Origin of the sequence: Prauserella sediminis (assembly GCF_014195435.1) — a bacterium.
GTDB lineage: Bacteria > Actinomycetota > Actinomycetes > Mycobacteriales > Pseudonocardiaceae > Prauserella > Prauserella salsuginis.
Window position 1 is genome coordinate 270,981 of record NZ_JACIBS010000001.1, and the last position, 19,549, is coordinate 290,529.

The following is a 19,549-nucleotide window of genomic DNA, read 5'->3' on the forward strand; positions in this document are numbered from 1 at the left end:
CGTCCCCGGCACACCCCGTGCGACTGCATTTCCGGGGCCGTGCCACCAGGTACCGGACCGTGTTGCGCACGCTCGGCGCCCGACCGCCACCTCGCCGACACAACAACACGGCAGCGCGCAGGTGCGGGTTGCGGAGGCCGTCCGGCCGTGGTGGTGCGCCCGGCGAACCGGCGGCGGGACAGGTCTCACCTACCGCTCGGGATCGAAATCCTCCGGGGCGACCAGCGTGTCGAACGCCTCGGGATGAGCGACGCAGCCGGTCGGCTCCGGCTCGGCGTCGTCGTCCGCAACCATGTCGTCGTCCCGGGCCATGTCGTCGTCCCGGGCCATGTCGTCGTCCCAGGCCACTGCGTCGTCCCCGGCAACGGCGTCGTCCCGGGCCACGGCGTCGGCGGCCGTGAACTCCGCAGCGACCACAGGATCGGTGATGTCAGCCGCAGGGTCGGCGACGTCGAGGCCGTCGGCCGTATCGCCGTCCACTCCCCCTGCGTCCACGTCCTCTCCGGCGTCACCCGCGTCCCTGGACGGATCGGCGACGTACCGCAGCAGCGGCAACAGATCCTGTTCGACGGCCTCGCCGGCGACGGCCGTCGAACACTTCTCCACCTCGGCGCGCAGCCCCTCGGCGTCCACTCCGGCACCGATGAGCACCAGCCTGCTCCCCCGGTCGCCGGGCCGCGCCACCCGCTCAGCGCGCACGTACGCCCCGACGGTGTGCACCTCGTACCCCTCGCGACGGGCGGGCACACCGACGGTCACGGTGCCCTTCATCCGATACAGCCCGGCGGGCCGGGCCTCGAGGAACGCGGCGAACCGGCGCGGATGCAGTGGGCCGGTCTCGACGGTGACGGTGTCGTAGACGGCGTGTGCGTGCGTGGAGTGATCATCGTGGTCGTCCGCGTCGGCCTCGGCGAGCCGCAGGTCGTCGAACGTGAGCTGGCGCGGGCCGTCGTCCGGCGCGGCGGTGACGCGGTCGAACAGCAGCTCCGGGTCGATCCGCCCGAACTCGGCGGGCAGCACCGGCGTCGGGCCCGCCAGTTCGCGGACCAGGTCCGCGACGCCGTCGGCGGCGCGGTCGACCTTGTTGAGCACGACGAGGTCGGCCATCGCCACCTGGTCGGCCAGCTCGGGATGCCGCTCGCGCAGTGCGGGGAACTCGGCGGCGTCGACGAGCTCGACCAGGCCGCCGTACTCGACGTACGGGTCCTCGCTGGCGAGTACGAGCCGCACGAGGCTGCGCGGTTCGGCGAGACCGCTCGCCTCCACGACGACGAGGTCCAGCTCCGCCGCCGGGTCGGTGAGCACCGACAGCATCCGGTCCAGTCCGCTCGCGTCGACGGCGCAGCACAGGCACCCGTTCTCGAGGGAGACCATCGAGTCCACCTGGCCCGCCACGCTCAGCGCGTCGACGTTCACGCTGCCGAAGTCGTTGACGACGACGCCGATGCGCGTGCCGCGTGCGCCCGCGAGCAGGTGGTTGAGCAGCGTCGTCTTCCCTGCGCCGAGGAAGCCGGCCAGGATCACGACCGGCACCCGGCGGGCCGCGCCACGGCCCGCAGCACCGCGACGCCGCTGCTGACCGCTCGCAGTCATGCTTGCCTCCCAGCCACGTGTCGACCTCCTGGGAACACTCGGGCGTCTGGACGGGTTGAGGTAGGCGGACAGACCGGCAAACCCACGGCCTGAGAGGGTACCGACGTGCCGCACTACGACATCGTCATCATCGGGACCGGCTCGGGGAACTCGATCCTCGACCAGCGTTTCGCCGACCGGAAGGTCGCCATCGTCGAGAAGGGCGTCTTCGGCGGCACGTGCCTGAACGTGGGCTGCATCCCGACGAAGATGTTCGTCCACCCCGCGGACCTCGCCGCGACGCCGGCGGCGGCGGCACGACTGGGGGTCGACGAGACGCTGGACGGGGTGCGCTGGCGCGACATCCGTGACCGCATCTTCGGGCGTATCGACGCGATCGCCGCGGGCGGCCGCGAGTACCGCATCGAACACGACGACAACGCGAACGTCACCGTCTACGAAGGCGAGGGCCGGTTCACCGGGCACAAGGAGCTGACCGTCGAGCTGGCCGACGGGCCGGAGACGATCACCGCCGACCGTTTCGTGCTCGCGGCGGGCGGCCGGGCGGTCGCTCCCGACGTTCCGGGCCTGGCCGAGACCGGCTTCCACACGTCGGACACGGTCATGCGGATCGACGAGCTGCCGCGACGGCTGGTCATCCTCGGCAGCGGGTTCGTCGCGGCCGAGTTCGCGCACGTGTTCTCGGCGTTCGGCGTCGAGGTCACGCTGATCGCCCGTTCCGGGGCGATGCTGCGCGCCGAGGACGAGGACGTCAGCCGCCGCTACACCGAGCTCGCCGCACAGCGGATCGACCTGCGCCTCAACCGCACCACGACCCGCGCCCGCCGCACGGAGACGGGGATCGCGCTGGATCTCGACGGTCCGGGCGGACACGAGACGGTCGACGGTGATCTGTTGCTGGTGGCCACCGGCAGGCGGTCGAACGCGGACCTGCTGAACGTCGGGACGACCGGCGTCGCCGTGACACCGTCGGGGCACGTCGAGGTCGACGAGTACCAGCGCACGGCCGTCGACGGGATCTACGCGCTGGGCGACATCAGCTCCCCCGCCGAACTCAAGCACGTGGCCAACCACGAGGCGCGCGTGGTGCAGCACAACCTGCTGCACGACCTGGGAGTCGAGGATTCCGCCGTGGCGGCCGACCACCGGTTCGTGCCGCACGCGGTGTTCGGCTCACCGCAGATCGCCTCGGTGGGGCTGACGGAACGGGACGCCGCGGCCCAGGGCGTGGCGTACGTGACGGCGACCCAGGACTACGGCGGCATCGCCTACGGCTGGGCGATGGAGGACGAGGCGCACTTCGCCAAGCTGCTCGCCGATCCGTCGACCGGGAAGCTGCTCGGCGCGCACATCATCGGCCCGCAGGCGCCGACGCTGATCCAGCCGCTGATCCAGGCGATGAGCTTCGACCTGGACGCGCGCAGCATGGCCCGCGGCCAGTACTGGATCCACCCGGCCATGCCGGAACTGATCGAGAACGCGCTGCTGAACCTGCCGCTCGACTGACGGCGCGCCCCGGTTCAGTGCCCCCGAGGCGCACAAGGGCACCTTGGGGCACGCGCACAACCACGCATCGGCGTGTCCGTGAGGGGCTGGTGGCCGGGCCGACGGGAGGGCGCCACGAGTCTTCCCTGATCATGCCCCGCGCGGGTCTCGCCGCCCTTGTACAGGCGGCCGCTAGACGTATCGCGGTTTGCCCGCGTACCAGCCGAAGGCGAGCTGGGCGGTCACGACGACGAGCACCATCGTCAGCGGCACCGTCCAGCCGCCGGTGAGGTCGTGCAGCACACCGAAGGCGAACGGGCCGAGCGCGCCCAGCAGGTAGCCGAGTCCCTGTGCCATGCCGGACAGCGACGCGGTGTCGGTGCCGGTCCGGCCGCGCAGCGTGATCGCGGTGATGGCGAGGGAGAACACCGCCATGCCGAGTCCGATGAGGATGGACCACAGCAGCGGCGCGGCGGCGGGGGCCAGCAGCAGGCCGGTCAGTCCGGTGATGCCGAGCAGTCCGAGCCCGACCGACCAGAAGCCGAGGCCGCCGCGGGCGACGACCAGTGGCGGGACGAAGAAACTGACCGGCAGGCCCAGCAGCGACACCAGCCCCATCAGCAGTCCCGCGCTGGTCCGGCTCACCCCGGCGTCGATGAGCACCTGCGGCATCCAGCCCATCATGATGTAGGCGAAGCACGCCTGTGTGCCGAAGAAGCCGGTGACGATCCATGCGAGCCGGTTGCGCAGCAGCGATCGCCGGGGCTCTGCCGACTGCGCCGCGTGTGATGCGCTGAGGCCGCCGCCGCGGGTCGCGGCGAACCACAGCACCAGCGCGACGACGGCGAGCACCGCCCAACCACCGAGACCGCCTCGCCAGCCGCCGGTGAGTTCCGTCAGTGGTGGCGTGAACGAGGACCCCAGCGCGCCACCGGTCTGCAGCGCCGCCGTGTAGATCCCGGTCATCAGGCCCACTCGGGCGGCGAACGAGGTCCTGATGACGACGGGGATCAGGACGTTGGCGAGTGCGATACCCGCGCTGGCCACGAACGTTCCCGCCAGCACCACGAGCGGACCGTCGACGATGCGCAGCAGCAGTCCGCAGGTGAGCACCGCCAGTGCCGTGGCGACGGCGGCGGACAGTCCGATCCGGCGCGCCAGCCAGGGCGCCCCGAAGCCGGCGAGTGCGAAACACAGCCCGGGCATCGTCGTCAGCGCGCCGGCCCACGACCCGCTCGCACCGAGGGCGCGGGTCATCTCGTCGAGGATGGCGCCCACGGAGGTCACGGCCGGCCGGAGGTTCATCGCGGCGAGCACCACCGCCACGGCGAGCAGACCGGCCCCGGCACCCACCGCGCCATGCCACCGGGATCGCCCGCGCCCCGCTGCGGCCGGTGTCGCCGCGGCGTCGGGTTCCTCCGCGTCGGCAGCCGTGGTGCCGGGGCCCGCGGTACGGGACTCCATGGAACTGCTCGCCATACCCACGACGCTAACAAAAGGTAGGATGACCGGGCGAACCAACCTTTCATGGTGTGATCGGCGTTCGGCAGAATGGCCGATCCCGAAGGAGGTGCCGCCCGTGCCACTGTCCGCACCCCAGCGCTCCGGGCTGGTCGACCAGGTGATCGGCCAGCTGAGTGAGGCGATCCGCAGCGGTGAATGGCCACTCGGTGAACGCATCCCCACCGAGGCGTCGCTGGCGGCCGACCTCGGCGTGGGACGCAACACGGTGCGCGAGGCGGTCCGCGCACTGGCGCACAGCGGCCTGCTCGACGTCCGGCAGGGCGACGGGACCTACGTGCGCGCCACGAGCGAGGTGTCCGGCGCGATCCGCAAACTCGCGGGCACCGAACTGCGCGAAGTGCTCCAGGTACGCAAACCCCTCGAAGTCGAGGGTGCCCGCCTAGCCGCCCTGGCACGCACCGACGACGACCTCGCCCGGCTACGCGAGCTGCTCGACGGCCGCGACCGCGCATGGGCCGACCGCGACATGGACGACTACGTCCGCATCGACGCCGCGTTCCACCAGGCGGCTGTCGAAGCGGCGCACAACTCCGTGCTCACCGAGCTGTACCGCGGACTGACCGAAGTGGTCGTCGCCAGCGTCGCGGCGATGACCAGGCTCGGCCTCCCCCACCCCAAGGAGGAAGGCCACCGCGGCCTGCTCGCCGCACTCGTCGCCAGGGACGCCGACCGCGCGGCCACCGAGGTGTGCGCCTTCTTCGACGAGCTCGACGCACACAGCAACCTGAGCTGAACGCACCGGCGGACGACGCACCGACGACCCCGGGGCGCGGTTCCCGGCCCGTATTGCTCTCCCCTCCACCCGACCGCCACCCCTCACGGCCGCGCGACTGGGTTCCCGGCGGCCGTGTTGCGGCGGTGACGACCGCGTGGTCAGCCGAGCCGATGCAGCCGCAGCGCGAGCTGGAGTTCGAGCGCGCGCTCCGGCTCCTGCCAGTCGTCGCCGAGCAGCGAGGACACGCGTTCGAGCCGCTGCGCCACGGTGTTGACGTGGACGTGCAGCCGGTCCTTGGCGCGCGTCAGACTGCCGTTGCAGGCGAAATAGGCGGACAGGGTGTTGACCAGGTCCGTACCGCGCTCGGCGTCGTAGTCGAGTACCGGTCCGAGCGTGGCGCGCACGAAGTCGGGCACGTTCGCCCTGTCCCCGAGCAGCAGTCCGACGAATCCGAGGTCCGCCGCATCCGCGCCGGTTCCCTGCCTGCCCAGTGAGAGCAGCCCGCGCAGACAGCGGGCGGCCTCGGCGTGTGCCTCGGCGATCTGCGCGGGCCCGCTTGCCGGACCGGCCGCACCGACCGTGACCGGACCGTGGAGCTGCCGCGTGAGGTCCGCGGCGACCGTACGCGCCACCTCTCCCGGCCGTTCGCTTCCGATCAACAGCACCACCCGGTCGGCGTGCACACCGGCGAGCACGCCGTAGCGGGCTGCGACCGAGGCCAGCCGAGCGCGCGTGAGGCCCGCCTCGCCGTCGGCGTGCAGCAGCAGCACGGCATGCGGTTCGTTCAGATCCACGCCGAGCCTGCGTCCGCGTTCCAGCAGGGTCGCGGGGTCCCGCTCGGGGACGCTGAGCAGGTCGGTGAGCAGCTCACCGCGCACCCGGTCCTCGGCCTCGGCAGCCGACGAGCGCAGCAACAGCAGCAGCGCCGTCACCATGCCCGCCCGTTCGAACAGCCGCCGATCCGCATCGCCCAGGTCGGGCCTTCCGGTGAGCGTGATGCTGCCGAGCAGTTGCGGTCCTGCCATGACCGCGCACACCCAGTCGCCGGCATCGGCGACGGCGCGACCCGAGGCACGCGAGGCCGCCAACGCGTACGGACTCAGGTCGGCAGGCTCCGCGCCCGCGCACGCCAGCCGCACCCCATCGGGGTCGTGCACGACGATGCCACCGTCGAGCACCGCCGCGACGGCCTCGGCGACGCGCTGGACGTCCGCGCCCCCGAGCACGAGCTCCGCCAGCCGGTCGTGGGCGTCCTGCGCCCGCGCGAGCGATTCGTGATGCGCGCGGATCGTCTCGTTGGCCTGGCCCAGCTCGTCCAGCGCCGCGGCGCTGGACTCGATGAGACGGGCGTTGTCGATCGCGATCGCGGCGTGATCGGCCAGCGACGACAGCAGCGCGACCTCGTCCGGCGTGAACGTCCGTGGCCTGCGGTCCGAGGCGTAGAGCACGCCGATGACGCGGTCGCCGAGTGCCAGCGGGACGCCGAGGATGGCGATCAGACCCTCGTCACGCACGGCCTTGTCGATCGACCCGGTGTGGCGGAACCGGTCGTCGGCCGGGTAGTTCGACGTGGCGTAGGGCCGCACCGTCTGCGCGACCAGCCCGCCGAGACCTTCCCCCATCCCGAGACGCACCTGCTGGAACAGCGCCGACGCGGAGCCGTCCGTGACGCGCATGTAGGTGTTGTCGGATTCCTCGTCGTTGAGACTCAGATACGACATGTCGACCCGCAGCAGCATGCGCGCCCGGTGGACGATCGACCGCAGCACGGCGTCCAGGTCCCGCAACCGCGCGAGGTCACTGGCCGTGTCGAACAGCGCGGCCAGCTCGGTCTCGCGCCGCGTGTGGGCGTCGAGAGTGCGCCGGATCGTCAACGCCAGCCGCAGCGCTTCGTCGTCGGTCTCCCCGGTGTCGGCCCGGGCGAGGTCCTCCGCCGAAGCGCCGTCGGCCAGCAGTCGCAGGAGTCGGGCAGCGCCGTCGGTCACCGCTCGATCGTCGCACCGGTGTCGGCCGGACGGGTCTCGCCGGCGTCATCGGCTCCGTCCTCGTCGACCAGCGAGCGGCCCCTGGTCTCCTTGGCCAGGTACACCGCGACGATCGTGATCGCGCAGGTCGCGGCGACGTACAGCGAGATCGCCAGGCTGGCGCCGGTGCTGCTGAGCAGCGCCGTCGCGATGAGCGGTGCGAGCCCGCCCGCGGCGATCGAGGCGAGCTGGTATCCGATCGACGCGCCCGAGTAGCGCACCTTCGTGCCGAACAGCTCGGAGAAGAACGCGGCCTGCGGGCTGTACATGGCGCCGTGCAGGACCAACCCGACCGTGACCGCCACGATGGTGCCCAGCGGCGATGCAGTGTCGAGGAGCGCGAAGAACACGAACGCCCACACGCCCATGCCGATCGCCCCGAACAGGTACACGGCACGGCGGCCCACGACATCGGAGAGCCAGCCCCAGAACGGGATCACCGCGAAGTGCACGGCCGAACCGATCAGCACGGCGTTGAGGCCGAGGGATTTGGGGAGCTCCAGATGCGTGGTGAGGTACGTGAGCACGAACGCGGTGATCACGTAGTACGAGGCGTTCTCGCCGAAGCGCGCGCCCATGGCGATGAGCACCTGGCGCCAGTTGTACCGCAGGACCGTCAGGATCGGCGCCTTCTCGGGCGCCGGGTTGTCGCCCGCCTTCTTGACCGCCTCGACGAACACCGGTGATTCCTCGACCGCGAGCCGGATCCAGAGGCCGATTCCCACGAGCACGCCCGAAAGCAGGAACGGGATCCGCCAGCCCCAGGCCTCGAACGCCGCGTCACTCTGCACGGCGGCCAGTATCGCCAGCACCGCGGTGGCGAGCAGGTTGCCGGCCGGAACGCCGGCCTGCGGCCACGAGGCCCAGAACCCGCGCCGCTTCGCATCGCCGTGTTCGGAGACGATCAGCACGGCGCCGCCCCATTCGCCGCCGACCGCGAAACCCTGCACCAGCCGCAGGAAGATCAACAGCAGTGGCGCCGCGATACCGATGGTCGCGTAGGTGGGCAACAGACCCATGAGGAACGTGGCGACACCCATGAGCAGCAGACTCAGCACGAGCAGCTTCTTGCGGCCGAGCTTGTCGCCGAAGTGACCGAACACGAGCCCGCCGAGCGGGCGGGCCACGAAGCCGATGGCGTAGGTGGCGAACGCCAGCATGACGCCGACCAGCGGGTCGTAGTCGGGAAAGAACAGCTTGTTGAACACGAGCGCGGCGGCCGAGCCGTAGAGGAAGAAGTCGTACCACTCGACGGTGGTTCCGATCATGCTCGCGCTGACGACGCGGACGATGGAGGTCCGTTTCGGCTGCTCTCCGGACTCGGCGGCGCCGGGGGTCGGCCCGGACGTCGGATCTGTCATCTCGATCACCACTTCGTTGTGTGTGCGGGGACGGGTGGGGAGTCTGCGGGCCGCCTCAGGCGGCGGTCCAGCCGCCGTCGACCGGGATCGACGCGCCGGTGAGGTAGGCCGCGTGATCACCGCACAGCCACATCGCGACGGCGGCGACCTCCTCCGGTTCGATGAGGCGTTTCACCGCCGTGCGGGCGAGGAAGACGTCGTCGGTGACGGCGTCCTCGCCGATGCCGCGGGTGCGGGCCTGGTCGGCGATCTGACCGGCGACCAGGGGTGTGCGCACGTAGCCGGGGTCGATGCAGTTGCTGGTCACCCCGTGGGCTGCCGCTTCGAGCGCGGTGACCTTGCTGAGTCCTTCGAGCGCGTGTTTCGCCGCCACATAGGCGGACTTGTTCGGGCTGGCGCGGAGGCCGTGCACGCTCGAGATGTTGACGATGCGGCCCCAGCCGCGTTCATACATGCCCGGCAACACGCGGCGCAGCAGCAAGAACGGCGCCGTGACCATGAGGCTCTGGATGGTGCGGAACATCTCGGGTGGGAAATCCGGGATGGGCGCGACGTGCTGGATTCCCGCGTTGTTGACGAGGATGTCGACGTCGCAGGGAAGCCCGTCGATCGCGGCGGGGTCGGTGAGGTCGGCGGTATGCGCCTGGGCCCCGCTGTCGTCCGCGGCCGCGGCGGCGGCCTGCTCGTCGACGTCGACGAGATGTACCGACGCGCCCGCTTCCGCGAACGCGCGGACGCAGGCACGGCCTATGCCGCCCGCACCACCCGTGACGAGCACGCTGCGCCCGTGCAGCGGCGGGTACGGCGACGTGGCCGCCGCTCCGGCGGCAATGGGAGTGGTCGTGGTCACAGGTGTCGACCATAAGTGGAACACCCCGCCGCTGCTATGTGGTCACGCCATACACCTCGCGGGTGTGCAGTGTATGCCGGCGACATTCACGGCTGATCACACGACGTGGCAATCCGCGGCGCGATGAGACGGGCCCCAGCAATGGGACCCGGCAATGGGGTCCGGATTCGACGACGGCCCGCCTCGCCACGGCGCCGTTCCCCTGGTCCTACTCAGCGGCGGAAGGCTGGCCGGCCGGCCGCGGGTGGCCGAACTCGGCGACGTGACAGTCCCCCGCAAGCTGCCGCCCTCGACGGGGCGGCTGCGCCCGGACTTCCGCCGGTCCGCGGATTCAGGGCAGGGTGAGGATCTCCGCGCCGTCGGCGTTCACCACGAGCGTGTGCTCGAACTGGGCGGTCCACTTCTTGTCCTTGGTGGTGACCGTCCAGTCGTCGTCCCACACGTCGTAGTCGATCGTGCCCAGGGTGATCATCGGCTCGATCGTGAAGGTCATGCCCTCCTCGATGAGCGTGGTGACGTTCGGCTCCTCGTAGTGCAGCACCGTCGGCTCGGTGTGGAACGCCGGGCCGACACCGTGGCCGGTGAAGTCGCGCACGACGCCGTAGTCGAACCGCTTGGCGTAGACCTCGATGACACGGCCGATGACGTTGAGCTGCCTGCCCGGCCGGACGGCCTTGATCGCGCGCTTCAACGCCTCCTCGGTGCGCTCGACGAGAAGGCGGGCCTCCTCGTCGACGTCGCCTGCCAGGAATGTGGCGTTGGTGTCACCGTGCACGCCGCCGATGTAGGCCGTGACGTCGATGTTGCAGATGTCGCCGTCCTCGATGACCGTCGAGTCCGGGATTCCGTGACAGATGACCTCGTTCATGGAGGTGCAGCACGACTTGGGGAAACCCCGGTAGCCGAGGGTCGACGGGTAGGCGCCGTGGTCCATCAGGAACTCGTGCACGACCTTGTCGACGTCGTCGGTGGTGTTGCCGGGCTTGACCGCCTTGCCACCCTCCTGCAACGCCTGAGCCGCGATCTTGCTGGCCACCCGCATCGCCTCGATGGTCTCGGGGGTGCGGACCGCACCGCTGTCGTCCCGCTTCGGGGCGGGTTTGTCGACATATTCGGGACGGGTGATCGACGGCGGGACCTCACGGCGCGGTGTCTGGACGCCGGGCTTCAGCGGAGCACGAGCGGGCATACCCAGAAGTCTAGTCGCGCGGCAGCGCGGCGTTGGGGGGTGGCGGCCGGGAGACGGGTGGGCCTAGTCGCGCGGCAGCGCGGCGTTGGGGGGTGGCGGCCGGGCGACGGGTGGGCCTAGTCGCGCGGCAGCGCGGCGTCCGGCCTCACCGCAGGCCGGACAGGAAGTCGCGGGTGACGTCGACGGCGGGTTTCGACGAGCCCGCGCCGGTGAGCAGTGTCGCGAACGCGACGTCGTCGAGCGGTCCGGCGTCGCCGTAGCCGGCGAACCAGCCGTGGGCGTCGTTGCCGTCGCCGTACTGGGCGGTTCCGGTTTTGCCGTGCACGCCGGGTAGGTCCCGCAACGCGGTCGCGGTGCCGTCGGTGACGACTTCGCGCATCATCCGCCGCAGCGGCCGCAGCACGTTGCCGGGCAGCGGTTCGCCCGTCTTACTCGCCTTGGTGCGGTCGCCGCGGACGAGCCCGGGTGTGGGCATCTCGCCGGCATCGACCGTCGCGGCGGCCAGTGCCACCCCGAACGGACTCGCCAGGGTCTTGCCCTGGCCGATGCCGTTCTCGGCGCGGTGCACTCGGTCGTCGGATGCCGGCACAGCCCCGGTGATCGTCGTGATCCCGGGTATGACGAAGTCGGCGCCGATTCCCATGGACCGCGCGGCTTCGGTGAGCGCGTCGGCGGGCAACGTCGCCGCCAGCTGGGAGAACGTCGTGTTGCACGACTCGGCGAATGCCGTGTGCAGCGGCACTCGGCCCAGGTCGAATCGGTTCTCGTTCGGGATGAGCCGGTGGCCGATCGTGGTTGTCGCCGGGCACGCCACCGTCGCGTTCGGCCGGGTTTCACCGGCGTCGAGCGCAGCGGCGGCAGTGGCCATCTTCAGTGTCGAGCCGGGTGGATACCGGCCGGTCAGTGCGATCGCACCCTGGTCGTCGGCGGCCTCGTTCTGGGCGACCGCCAGCAGGTCACCGTTCGACGGGCGGACGGCCACGATCGCCGCAGGCCCGTCGACCTTCTGCAGCGCACGCTCGGCGGCCTGCTGGACGGGCAGGCTCAACGTCGAGTGCACGGCCGACGCCGGTTTCGCCTCCACCGAGTGCAGTTCGCGCACCTCCGCACCGGCGCTGTCGTTGACGGCGATCCGCCAGCCGTCCTTGCCCGCCACGCGGTCGGACACGTGGTTCCGGATCATCGGCAGGATCGTGTCGCCGAGACCTCGTTCGGCCGACAGCAGCCGTTCCCTGCTGGTGAACCGCACCCCCGGAAGCTCGTAGATCTGCGGCTTGACCTGTTGATAGTCGGCCGATCGCAGGCTGACGACGAGGTAGCCCTGCCCGTCCTCCGTGTCGCGGGCGCCGTCGAGAATGGAGCGTTTGGTGATGCGCTCGTCGAACTGCGACACCGTGTCGGCCAGCGTGCCGGCGACCTCGTCGAGCCGGTCGCCGGCGGCCTTGCGGTCGAGCATGACGCCGATGACGGTGTCGGTCTTCAGCAGCGCGGCACCGTTCCGGTCGAGCACGGGTGCGGGTGCGGGGGTGTCGGTGACGAGCGACAGGCTCTGCTGTGCACCGAGATCCGGATGCACGACGGTGGGCGCGAAGTGGACCTTCCAGCCGTCGTCGGTCGAGCGTAGTTCGGCCTGTGCCTCGTAGCGCCAGGTGCGCCGATCGCCGAGCTTCCAGGTGAGAGTGTAGCGGGCGTCCGCACGCTCGCCGTCCGCGGTTTCGGTGACCTCGCCCATCTCGGTCGACAGAGTCGGTTCGCCGAGCGCGTCCCGAGTTCCGGCCAACGTCTCACGGGCCGTGCCCGGAGCGTCGGTCAGCGCCGCCGCCTCACCGAGCGCGTTCTCCTGCCACGTGGTGAGGAACTCGTCGAGGACGTTCTCGGCCTCGCTGCCGCCGAACACGCTGCAACCGGACACGGTCAGCACAGCCGTCAGCACGAAAGCGATAGCAGCACGTTTCGCCATGGATCAGAACAGCACCGTCGCGAAACTGCCGACCTGCCGGAATCCGATCTTGCGGTACGACGCGAGCGCCGGTGTGTTGAACGAGTTGACGTACAGACTCGCGACCCGCCCCATCCCTTTGACCAGACGGGACGCGAGCGCAGCCGTGCCCGCGGCGCCGAGGCCTTCACCGCGGCGGTCCGGATGCACCCAGACGCCCTGGATCTGGCCGACGTGCTGGGACAGTGCGCCGATCTCGGCCTTGAACACGACCTCGCCGTCCTCGAACCGGGCGAACGCACGCCCGCTCGCGATCAGCTCCGCCACCCGGGCCCGGTACCCGGCACCTCCGTCGCCGGCACGCGGGTCGATCCCGACCTCCTCGGTGAACATCGCGACGGCCGCGGGTAAGTAGCGTTCCAGTTCGTCCGGTCGCACGGGCCGCACGAGCCGGTCGGGCAGCACGTCCGGGTTGCGGTCGAGCGCCATCAGCGGCTGTTCCGCGCGGACCTCGCGAGCCGGCCCCCAGTCCACGGCGAGCTCGTCCCACAGGCCCAGCACCTGCTCGGACGGTCCGACCACGGAGGAACAGCGCCGCGATCGACGCAGCGCACGGTCCGCGAACGACCGGATGGCGGCACTGCCACCGGAAAGCGGGATCATGTTCGGCCCAGCGAAGCACAGTCCGTCGAGCGCGCCCTTCGTCTCGCGCCCGTCGGAGCCCCACAACTCACCGCCGAGGCGCCACGGGTCCACGCCCGCAATCTCGACGCGCGCGGACACCATGCAGCTCGCCACCGGGTTCGCGCCGAGCGCGGCCCGGACGGCCGGATAGTCCCTGTCATCGAGCAGCCGCGCGCCAGCAACCCGCAACACATCGCCCAGCCTGCCAGAGAACACCCCGTAACGGGGAACGACCACCCCGGTGGGCGTATCCCCTGCGGGGCGCGCCGGTGTCAGGCGCCCGGATAGGTGCCGAAGACCCAGACGGTGCCCTCGGGGTCGGCGATCGCGACGTTGCGGGATCCGTAGTCGGTGTCGTGCGGTTCCTGCTCGACCGTCGCGCCCCCGGCCCGCGCACGCTCGTACACGGCGTCGGGGTCGGCCGTCACGACGTAGATCCACTGCGGCGCCCGCTCGAGGGTCCCCGTCCCGCCGTGCGCGTCGGGCCTGCGGGAGCCGACCATGACCCCGCCGCCCTCCGGCCAGCGGAGCTCGCCGTGTACGACCGCGCCGTTCTCGTCGGGCACGATCAGCGCCTCGGTGAACCCGAGTACGCCGGTGAGGAACCCGCGGGCCGCGGCGATGTCGTCGTAGAGCACGCCCGGCCACACGCCCGGTTTGGGCAGGGCGTGACCGGACGTGGCCGGGTCGGTCGTGGTGTCGGTCGTCGTATCCGTCATGGCTCCGAGTCTGGGACCGGAGCGGTGAGCGGGTCTTGGAGAAACGGGAGCTCGTCGGCCAGCCACGCCGTCGGCGCGCAGCCTGCGAGCGCCCGCCATTCCGTGGTCAGGTGCGGCTGGTCGGAGAACCCGCACAGCGCCGCCGTCTCGGCGAGGCCACCGCCCGCCTTCAGCAACCCCACGGCACGTTCGAATCGGACGACCCTCGCGGCCTGCTTGGGAGTCAGCCCGATCTCACGTCGGAAGCGCTCACCGAAGTGGCGCCTGCTCCACCCTGCCTCGCGGGCGAGCGCCTCCACCCGGACGGTTCCGCCGGAGCTGTGGATCCGCCGCCATGCCCACGCGACGTCCGTCGCAGAGCCGTTCGCGTCCTCGTTGACTCGCGCGCTCAGCACGTCGTCGAGGATCGCGAACCGGCTCGGCCAGCCCGGCGCCTCCGCGAGCCGCTCTGGCAGCACGGCGAAGTCGTCACCGCCCAGGTCGGCCAGGTCGACGACGTGGCCGGTGAGTTCGGCGGCGGGCACGCCCAGTATCGCGGCCGCACCCGAGGGTTCGAGCGCCAGCTCCATCCCGTATTCGGTGCCGCTGCGCGCGATGAGCACCGGCGCGGTGTGCAGTCCGCCGAGCAGTGCACGGAACTCGCCGGGCGCCTGGTCGCCGCGCGGCATACCCACGATGCGGACCGGCTCGCCCAGACTGATGTTGAGGGTCAGGTGTCCGCTCGGCAGGCCTCGATGGACGGCCCCATCCGCTCGCCGGCCGACCGTCACACCGGTTTCCGAGCCGGACGGCGCAACGCCGGCCGGCGTGATGGCGGACGGCGCAGTGGCGGACCGGTAGCCGACGTACCGCGCCACCCACGGCCGAAGCCGTGGCCGCGGTCGCGCAACGGCCCATCCGTCTCCCACACCGCCGAGCGTGGCAGAAGCGGGCGACGGTCACCAGCGCCGCGGGGAAGGCGCCCGCCGCGGCGGGCCGCGACGTCAGCCCACCGTGACGACCGGTTCCCCCGAACCGTCGACGTCACCGTTCTCCTCGGCGATGCGCATGGCCTCCTCGATGAGGGTCTCGACGATCTGCGCCTCAGGCACGGTCTTGATGACCTCACCCTTGACGAAGATCTGCCCCTTGCCGTTGCCGGAGGCGACGCCGAGGTCCGCCTCGCGCGCCTCACCGGGGCCGTTGACGACACACCCCATGACGGCCACCCGAAGCGGCACCTCCATGCCCTCCAAGCCCGCGGTGACCTCGTCGGCGAGCTTGTAGACGTCGACCTGCGCACGGCCGCACGACGGGCACGAGACGATCTCGAGTTTGCGCGGGCGCAGGTTGAGCGACTGCAGGATCTGCGTGCCGACCTTGATCTCCTCGACCGGCGGCGCCGACAGCGAGACCCGGATCGTGTCGCCGATGCCCTGCCGCAGCAGCGCGCCGAACGCCACGGCGGACTTGATCGTGCCCTGGAACGCCGGTCCGGCCTCGGTGACGCCGAGGTGCAGCGGGTAGTCGCACTGTTCGGCGAGGATCTCGTAGGCGCGCACCATCACGACCGGGTCGTTGTGCTTGACCGAGATCTTCAGGTCGTGGAAGTCGTGCTCGGCGAACAGCGACGCCTCCCACAGCGCGGACTCGGCGAGCGCCTCCGGCGTGGCCTTGCCGTGCTTCTCCAACAGCCGCTTGTCGAGCGAGCCGGCGTTGACGCCGATGCGGATCGGCGTGCCGTGGTCCTTCGCGGCGCGGGCAATCTCCTTGACCTGGTCGTCGAACTTACGGATGTTGCCCGGGTTCACGCGCACACCCGCACAACCGGCCTCGATCGCAGCGAAGACGTACTTCGGCTGGAAGTGGATGTCGGCGATCACCGGGATCTTCGACTTCTGCGCGATCGCGGGCAGCGCCTCGGCGTCGTCGGCGCTCGGGCACGCCACGCGCACGATGTCGCAGCCCGAGGCGGTCAGCTCGGCGATCTGCTGCAGCGTGGAGTTGATGTCCGCGGTGTTCGTCGTGGTCATCGACTGCACCGAGATCGGGTGGTCACTGCCGACGCCGACGGGTCCGACCTGCAGTTGCCGGGTCTTACGCCGTTCGGCCAGTACGGGGGGTGGTGTGCCGGGCAGACCAAGGTCGACGGTCATCGATTCCTCTGCAAAGTCGGCGAACGCGTTCGCTCCCACGATACTCGCGCGCGAATCGGCCACGCGCCGCCGATGACGACAATGACCATCGTCACGGCGTCGAGCTTCGTGTGGTCCCCGCCCGGCCGTAACCTCTGCCGCGGGGCACACCATGACGCCGTGCCCCGCCGGTTCGCGGCCCGCCCGGCACGCGAACCCGGCGGGCCGCGTGCAGTCGGCCCGCGCGCGCCCGCGCCGGTTCATCCCGCCTCGGCAACCCCCACCGAGCGACCATGATCAAGGGAAGATCAGTGGCGCCTTCCCGTCGGCCCGGCCACCGGCCCTCACGGACACGCCCACGCGTGGCCGTGCTCGTGCCCCGAAGGTCATCTTCGGGGCACAGGCGACGATGCGCCCGGACGGACCTATTCGGTGATGCGGATCGGGTTGACCACGTCGGCGGTGATGGTCAGCAGCACGAACGCACCGCCGATGACGACGATGACCATCGTCACGGCGTTGAGCTTCGTGTAGTCCACCGGCCCGGCCGCCGCCTTGCCACGGAGTTTGCGCAGCCAGTCGCGGACACGCTCGTACCAGGTCACCGCGATGTGACCGCCGTCGAGCGGCAGCAACGGCAGCAGGTTGAAGATGCCGACGAAGAAGTTGAGGCTGGCCAGCAGGAAGAAGAACAGCTCCCACAGGCCTTCCTGAGCGGCCTCGCCGCCGATGCGGCTGGCCCCGACGACGCTGATCGGCGTGTTCGGGTCCCGTTCCGCGCCGAAGATCGACTCGACGACCGCCGGCACGCGCTCGGGCAGCTGGAGCAGCCGGTTCCACGTCTCGACCACGAGGTCGCCCGTGAACGCAGCCGTGCCGCCGACCGCGCCCGCGGCGCCGTACTCCCAGCGGTTGGTGAACGTCACGCCGATCGACCCGATGTCGACGAGCCGGGTGGCCTCGGGATTCTCCGGGTCGGAGACCGGCCGTGTGACCTTCTCCACGTCGACGGTCAGCGGAATGACCTCGCCGCCACGCTCGACTCGGAAGTCGGCGGGGCCGGACAGGTTCTGTACCTCGGCCACGACGTCGTTGTAGGTGGGGGTCTCCTGCCCGTTCACGGAGACGATCACGTCGCCCTGCCGGATGCCGCCGTCGCGGGCGGGTGCGGGCGCTCCCGGCTCACAGGTCGGGTTCGTGTACTGCTGGTTGGTGCGCGCGTCCTGGACGCACGACGAGACCTGCGAGATCTCCGGCGTGCCGAACAGGTTCGGCAGGCCCATCGTGACCGCCATCAGGTACAGCACGACGAAGCCCAGCACGAAGTGGGTGAACGACCCGGCGGCCATGACGACGGTGCGCTTCCACGTCTTGAACCGGTACATCGCGCGTGGCCGCTCGTCGTCGGTGACCTCGTCGAGCGCGGTCATGCCGGCGATGTCGCAGAACCCGCCGAAGGGCAGCCACTTCAGGCCGTACTCGGTCTCGCCGCGGCGGAACGAGAACACCGTCGGGCCGAAGCCGACGAAGTAGCGCCGGACCTTCATCCCGAACGACTTGGCGGCGATCATGTGGCCCGCCTCGTGCAACGCCACCGAGATGCAGATGCCGAGCGCGAAGAGCACGACCCCCAGGATGTAGACGAGCACCCGCTACTTTCCTCCGTTACCGATCATCGGTCCCCCGACCTCGCGGGCACGCGCACGTGCCCACTCCTCTGCGGCGAAGACGTCGTCGACGCCCGCGGGTTCGCGGCGCCATTCGTCGGCTGCGGCGACCACCGCACTCACAGTGTCCACGATGGACGTGAAACCGGCGTTGCCGGCCAGGAAGGCTCCCACCAGTTCCTCGTTGGCGGCGTTGAACACGGCCGGCAGGCAGCCGCCCGCGGCACCGGCCTCGCGGGCCAGCTCCACCGCGGGGAACGCCTCACCGTCCAGCGGCTCGAACGTCCACTGCGCAGCGGTGTCCCACCTGCAGGGACTGGCCGCGCCGGGCACCCGGTCCGGCCAGTGCAGCGCCAGCGCGATGGGCAGGCGCATGTCGGGCGGGCTGGCCTGGGCGATCGTCGAACCGTCGGTGAACGTGACCATCGAGTGCACGATCGACTGCGGGTGCACCGTCACGTCGATGCGCTCGCACGGGATGTCGAACAGCAGGTGCGCCTCGATCAGTTCGAGCCCCTTGTTGACGAGCGTCGCCGAGTTGATCGTGATGAGCGGGCCCATCGCCCACGTGGGATGCGCCATGGCGTCGTCGACCGTGACGTCGGCCATCTCCGCCCTGCTGCGCCCGCGGAACGGGCCGCCGGACGCGGTGAGCACGAGCCGGTCGACCTCGTCGGCCCGCCCGCTGCGCAGGGCCTGCGCGAGTGCCGAGTGCTCGGAGTCGACGGGCACGAGCTGCCCGGGGGCGGCGGCACCGAGCACGAGCGGACCGCCCGCGATCAGTGACTCCTTGTTGGCCAGCGCCAGCGAGGCGCCCGTGTCGATGGCGGCGAGCGTCGGCCGCAGCCCCTGCGAGCCGGGCAGACCGTTGAGCACGACGTCGACCCGCTCGGCGTCGATGAGCTCGGTCACGGCGTCGGCGCCCGCGAAGATCCGCGGCAGCGCGAACTCGCCGCGGGCGTAACCGCGCCGCTGCGCCTCGGCGTACAGCGCGAGCTGCAGATCTTCGACGGACGTGGCCCGCGTGATCGCCACCGAGTTCACGCCGTGTTCGATGGCCTGCGCGGCCAGCACCTTCGGATCGGAGCCGCCCGCGGCGATGCCGGCCACCCGGAACAGCTGCGGATTGCGCCCGGCGATGTCGAGTGCCTGGGTGCCGATCGACCCGGTGGAACCGAGGACGAGGACGCTGCGTGGGTAGGTCACGTGGCCATTCTCTCGGACTCCTGACCGCGGCGTGACGGCAGGCATGTGGGATCATGCCTGACGAGCACGAGTCCGAGCACGTGAGGAGCGAACGTGGCTGGCAACGCGGTCGAGAAGCGCACCGACAACGAGGTGAGTTACTCGAACGGGGTCGACCCCCACGAGGAGCCGTCCGCCGAGTGGGGCTGGCACGGCGGGTTCCCCAAGGCCACGCAGGGCGCCGGCTGGTTCACCGTGTTCGCGCTGCTGATCATGCTGATCGGCAACCACGAGAACAACACCGAGAACGTCTGGCTGGTCGGCACGGCCATCGCCATCGCTCTCGGTCTGGTCTACGACCTCAAGCGCCGCCGCACGGCCTGGCGCCGGAACTGAGCAGGACCCCGCGGCCGGCATGACGCACCCGGAGTGACGTCGGCCGGCGACCACTCCTCCTCATCGGCGCACCCTCATGGACGCGCCGCCGCGCGGCTGCGTCC

The 19,549-nt window shown here is 70.9% G+C and carries 16 protein-coding genes; 3 read left to right on the plus strand and 13 right to left on the minus strand.

The features are described from left to right. Positions 1-189: 189 nt before the first annotated feature. Positions 190-1,593, minus strand: a complete 1,404-nt coding sequence (locus FB384_RS01250; protein WP_183778334.1) for a CobW family GTP-binding protein — start codon at positions 1,591-1,593, stop codon at positions 190-192. Positions 1,594-1,698: 105 nt separating this feature from the next. Here FB384_RS01250 and FB384_RS01255 point away from each other — a divergent pair, with 105 nt between their 5' ends. Continuing rightward, positions 1,699-3,099, plus strand: coding sequence for a mycothione reductase (locus FB384_RS01255; protein WP_183778335.1), 1,401 nt, complete (start codon positions 1,699-1,701; stop codon positions 3,097-3,099). 171 nt (positions 3,100-3,270) lie between these two features. On the opposite strand, the gene FB384_RS01260 is transcribed toward FB384_RS01255, so the two are convergent. Then, a complete protein-coding gene (locus FB384_RS01260) occupies positions 3,271-4,557 on the minus strand; it encodes an MFS transporter (RefSeq protein ID WP_372497688.1) in 1,287 nt (428 codons plus the stop codon). Positions 4,558-4,657: 100 nt separating this feature from the next. On the opposite strand from FB384_RS01260, the gene FB384_RS01265 reads away from it, so the two are divergent. Continuing rightward, positions 4,658-5,335, plus strand: a complete 678-nt coding sequence (locus FB384_RS01265) for a FadR/GntR family transcriptional regulator (protein ID WP_183778336.1) — start codon at positions 4,658-4,660, stop codon at positions 5,333-5,335. A 140-nt stretch (positions 5,336-5,475) separates the two neighbouring features. Here FB384_RS01265 and FB384_RS01270 read toward each other — a convergent pair whose 3' ends face one another. The 11 genes from FB384_RS01270 to dxr form a co-directional block, all read right to left on the minus strand. Continuing rightward, complete coding sequence (locus FB384_RS01270) at positions 5,476-7,302, minus strand: helix-turn-helix domain-containing protein (RefSeq protein WP_183778338.1); 1,827 nt, start codon at positions 7,300-7,302, stop codon at positions 5,476-5,478. Next, positions 7,299-8,702, minus strand: a complete 1,404-nt coding sequence (locus tag FB384_RS01275; RefSeq protein ID WP_183778340.1) for an MFS transporter — start codon at positions 8,700-8,702, stop codon at positions 7,299-7,301. The genes FB384_RS01270 and FB384_RS01275 overlap by 4 nt, the downstream gene beginning before the upstream one ends. Before the next feature lie 55 nt (positions 8,703-8,757). Further along, complete coding sequence (locus tag FB384_RS01280; RefSeq protein ID WP_183778342.1) at positions 8,758-9,552, minus strand: 3-hydroxybutyrate dehydrogenase; 795 nt, start codon at positions 9,550-9,552, stop codon at positions 8,758-8,760. A gap of 331 nt (positions 9,553-9,883) precedes the next feature. After that, positions 9,884-10,741 (minus strand): type I methionyl aminopeptidase, encoded by an 858-nt coding sequence (gene map, locus FB384_RS01285; protein WP_183778344.1) that lies wholly within the window; start codon positions 10,739-10,741, stop codon positions 9,884-9,886. 145 nt (positions 10,742-10,886) lie between these two features. Next, positions 10,887-12,701 carry a penicillin-binding transpeptidase domain-containing protein gene (locus FB384_RS01290; protein ID WP_183778346.1) on the minus strand — a complete coding sequence of 605 codons (1,815 nt, stop codon included), beginning with the start codon at positions 12,699-12,701 and terminating at the stop codon, positions 10,887-10,889. Positions 12,702-12,704: 3 nt separating this feature from the next. Next, positions 12,705-13,556: a GNAT family N-acetyltransferase gene (locus tag FB384_RS01295; RefSeq protein ID WP_183778348.1), complete on the minus strand. Its 852-nt coding sequence runs from the start codon at positions 13,554-13,556 to the stop codon at positions 12,705-12,707. Positions 13,557-13,636: 80 nt separating this feature from the next. Further along, positions 13,637-14,083 (minus strand): VOC family protein, encoded by a 447-nt coding sequence (locus tag FB384_RS01300; RefSeq protein WP_183778355.1) that lies wholly within the window; start codon positions 14,081-14,083, stop codon positions 13,637-13,639. Next, positions 14,080-14,853 carry a helix-turn-helix domain-containing protein gene (locus tag FB384_RS01305; RefSeq protein WP_323985087.1) on the minus strand — a complete coding sequence of 258 codons (774 nt, stop codon included), beginning with the start codon at positions 14,851-14,853 and terminating at the stop codon, positions 14,080-14,082. Before FB384_RS01305 ends, FB384_RS01300 begins: the two co-directional genes overlap by 4 nt. Before the next feature lie 213 nt (positions 14,854-15,066). Then, a complete protein-coding gene (ispG, locus tag FB384_RS01310) occupies positions 15,067-16,218 on the minus strand; it encodes a flavodoxin-dependent (E)-4-hydroxy-3-methylbut-2-enyl-diphosphate synthase (protein ID WP_183778360.1) in 1,152 nt (383 codons plus the stop codon). Between the two features lie 404 nt (positions 16,219-16,622). Further along, positions 16,623-17,846 carry a M50 family metallopeptidase gene (locus FB384_RS01315; protein WP_183778362.1) on the minus strand — a complete coding sequence of 408 codons (1,224 nt, stop codon included), beginning with the start codon at positions 17,844-17,846 and terminating at the stop codon, positions 16,623-16,625. A gap of 3 nt (positions 17,847-17,849) precedes the next feature. Then, positions 17,850-19,070 (minus strand): 1-deoxy-D-xylulose-5-phosphate reductoisomerase, encoded by a 1,221-nt coding sequence (gene dxr, locus FB384_RS01320; RefSeq protein WP_258937420.1) that lies wholly within the window; start codon positions 19,068-19,070, stop codon positions 17,850-17,852. A gap of 93 nt (positions 19,071-19,163) precedes the next feature. Between dxr and FB384_RS01325 the strand changes: the two genes are divergently transcribed. Then, positions 19,164-19,445: a DUF2631 domain-containing protein gene (locus FB384_RS01325; RefSeq protein WP_183778366.1), complete on the plus strand. Its 282-nt coding sequence runs from the start codon at positions 19,164-19,166 to the stop codon at positions 19,443-19,445. Positions 19,446-19,549: the final 104 nt, after the last annotated feature.

Coding starts and splice junctions, on each gene's coding strand:
- FB384_RS01250 (WP_183778334.1), bottom strand. CDS start 1,593: ATGACTGCGAGCGGTCAGCAGCGGCGTCGCGGTGCTGCGGGCCGTGGC.
- FB384_RS01260 (WP_372497688.1), bottom strand. CDS start 4,557: ATGGCGAGCAGTTCCATGGAGTCCCGTACCGCGGGCCCCGGCACCACG.
- FB384_RS01275 (WP_183778340.1), bottom strand. CDS start 8,702: ATGACAGATCCGACGTCCGGGCCGACCCCCGGCGCCGCCGAGTCCGGA.
- map (WP_183778344.1), bottom strand. CDS start 10,741: ATGCCCGCTCGTGCTCCGCTGAAGCCCGGCGTCCAGACACCGCGCCGT.
- FB384_RS01290 (WP_183778346.1), bottom strand. CDS start 12,701: ATGGCGAAACGTGCTGCTATCGCTTTCGTGCTGACGGCTGTGCTGACC.
- FB384_RS01300 (WP_183778355.1), bottom strand. CDS start 14,083: ATGACGGATACGACGACCGACACCACGACCGACCCGGCCACGTCCGGT.
- ispG (WP_183778360.1), bottom strand. CDS start 16,218: ATGACCGTCGACCTTGGTCTGCCCGGCACACCACCCCCCGTACTGGCC.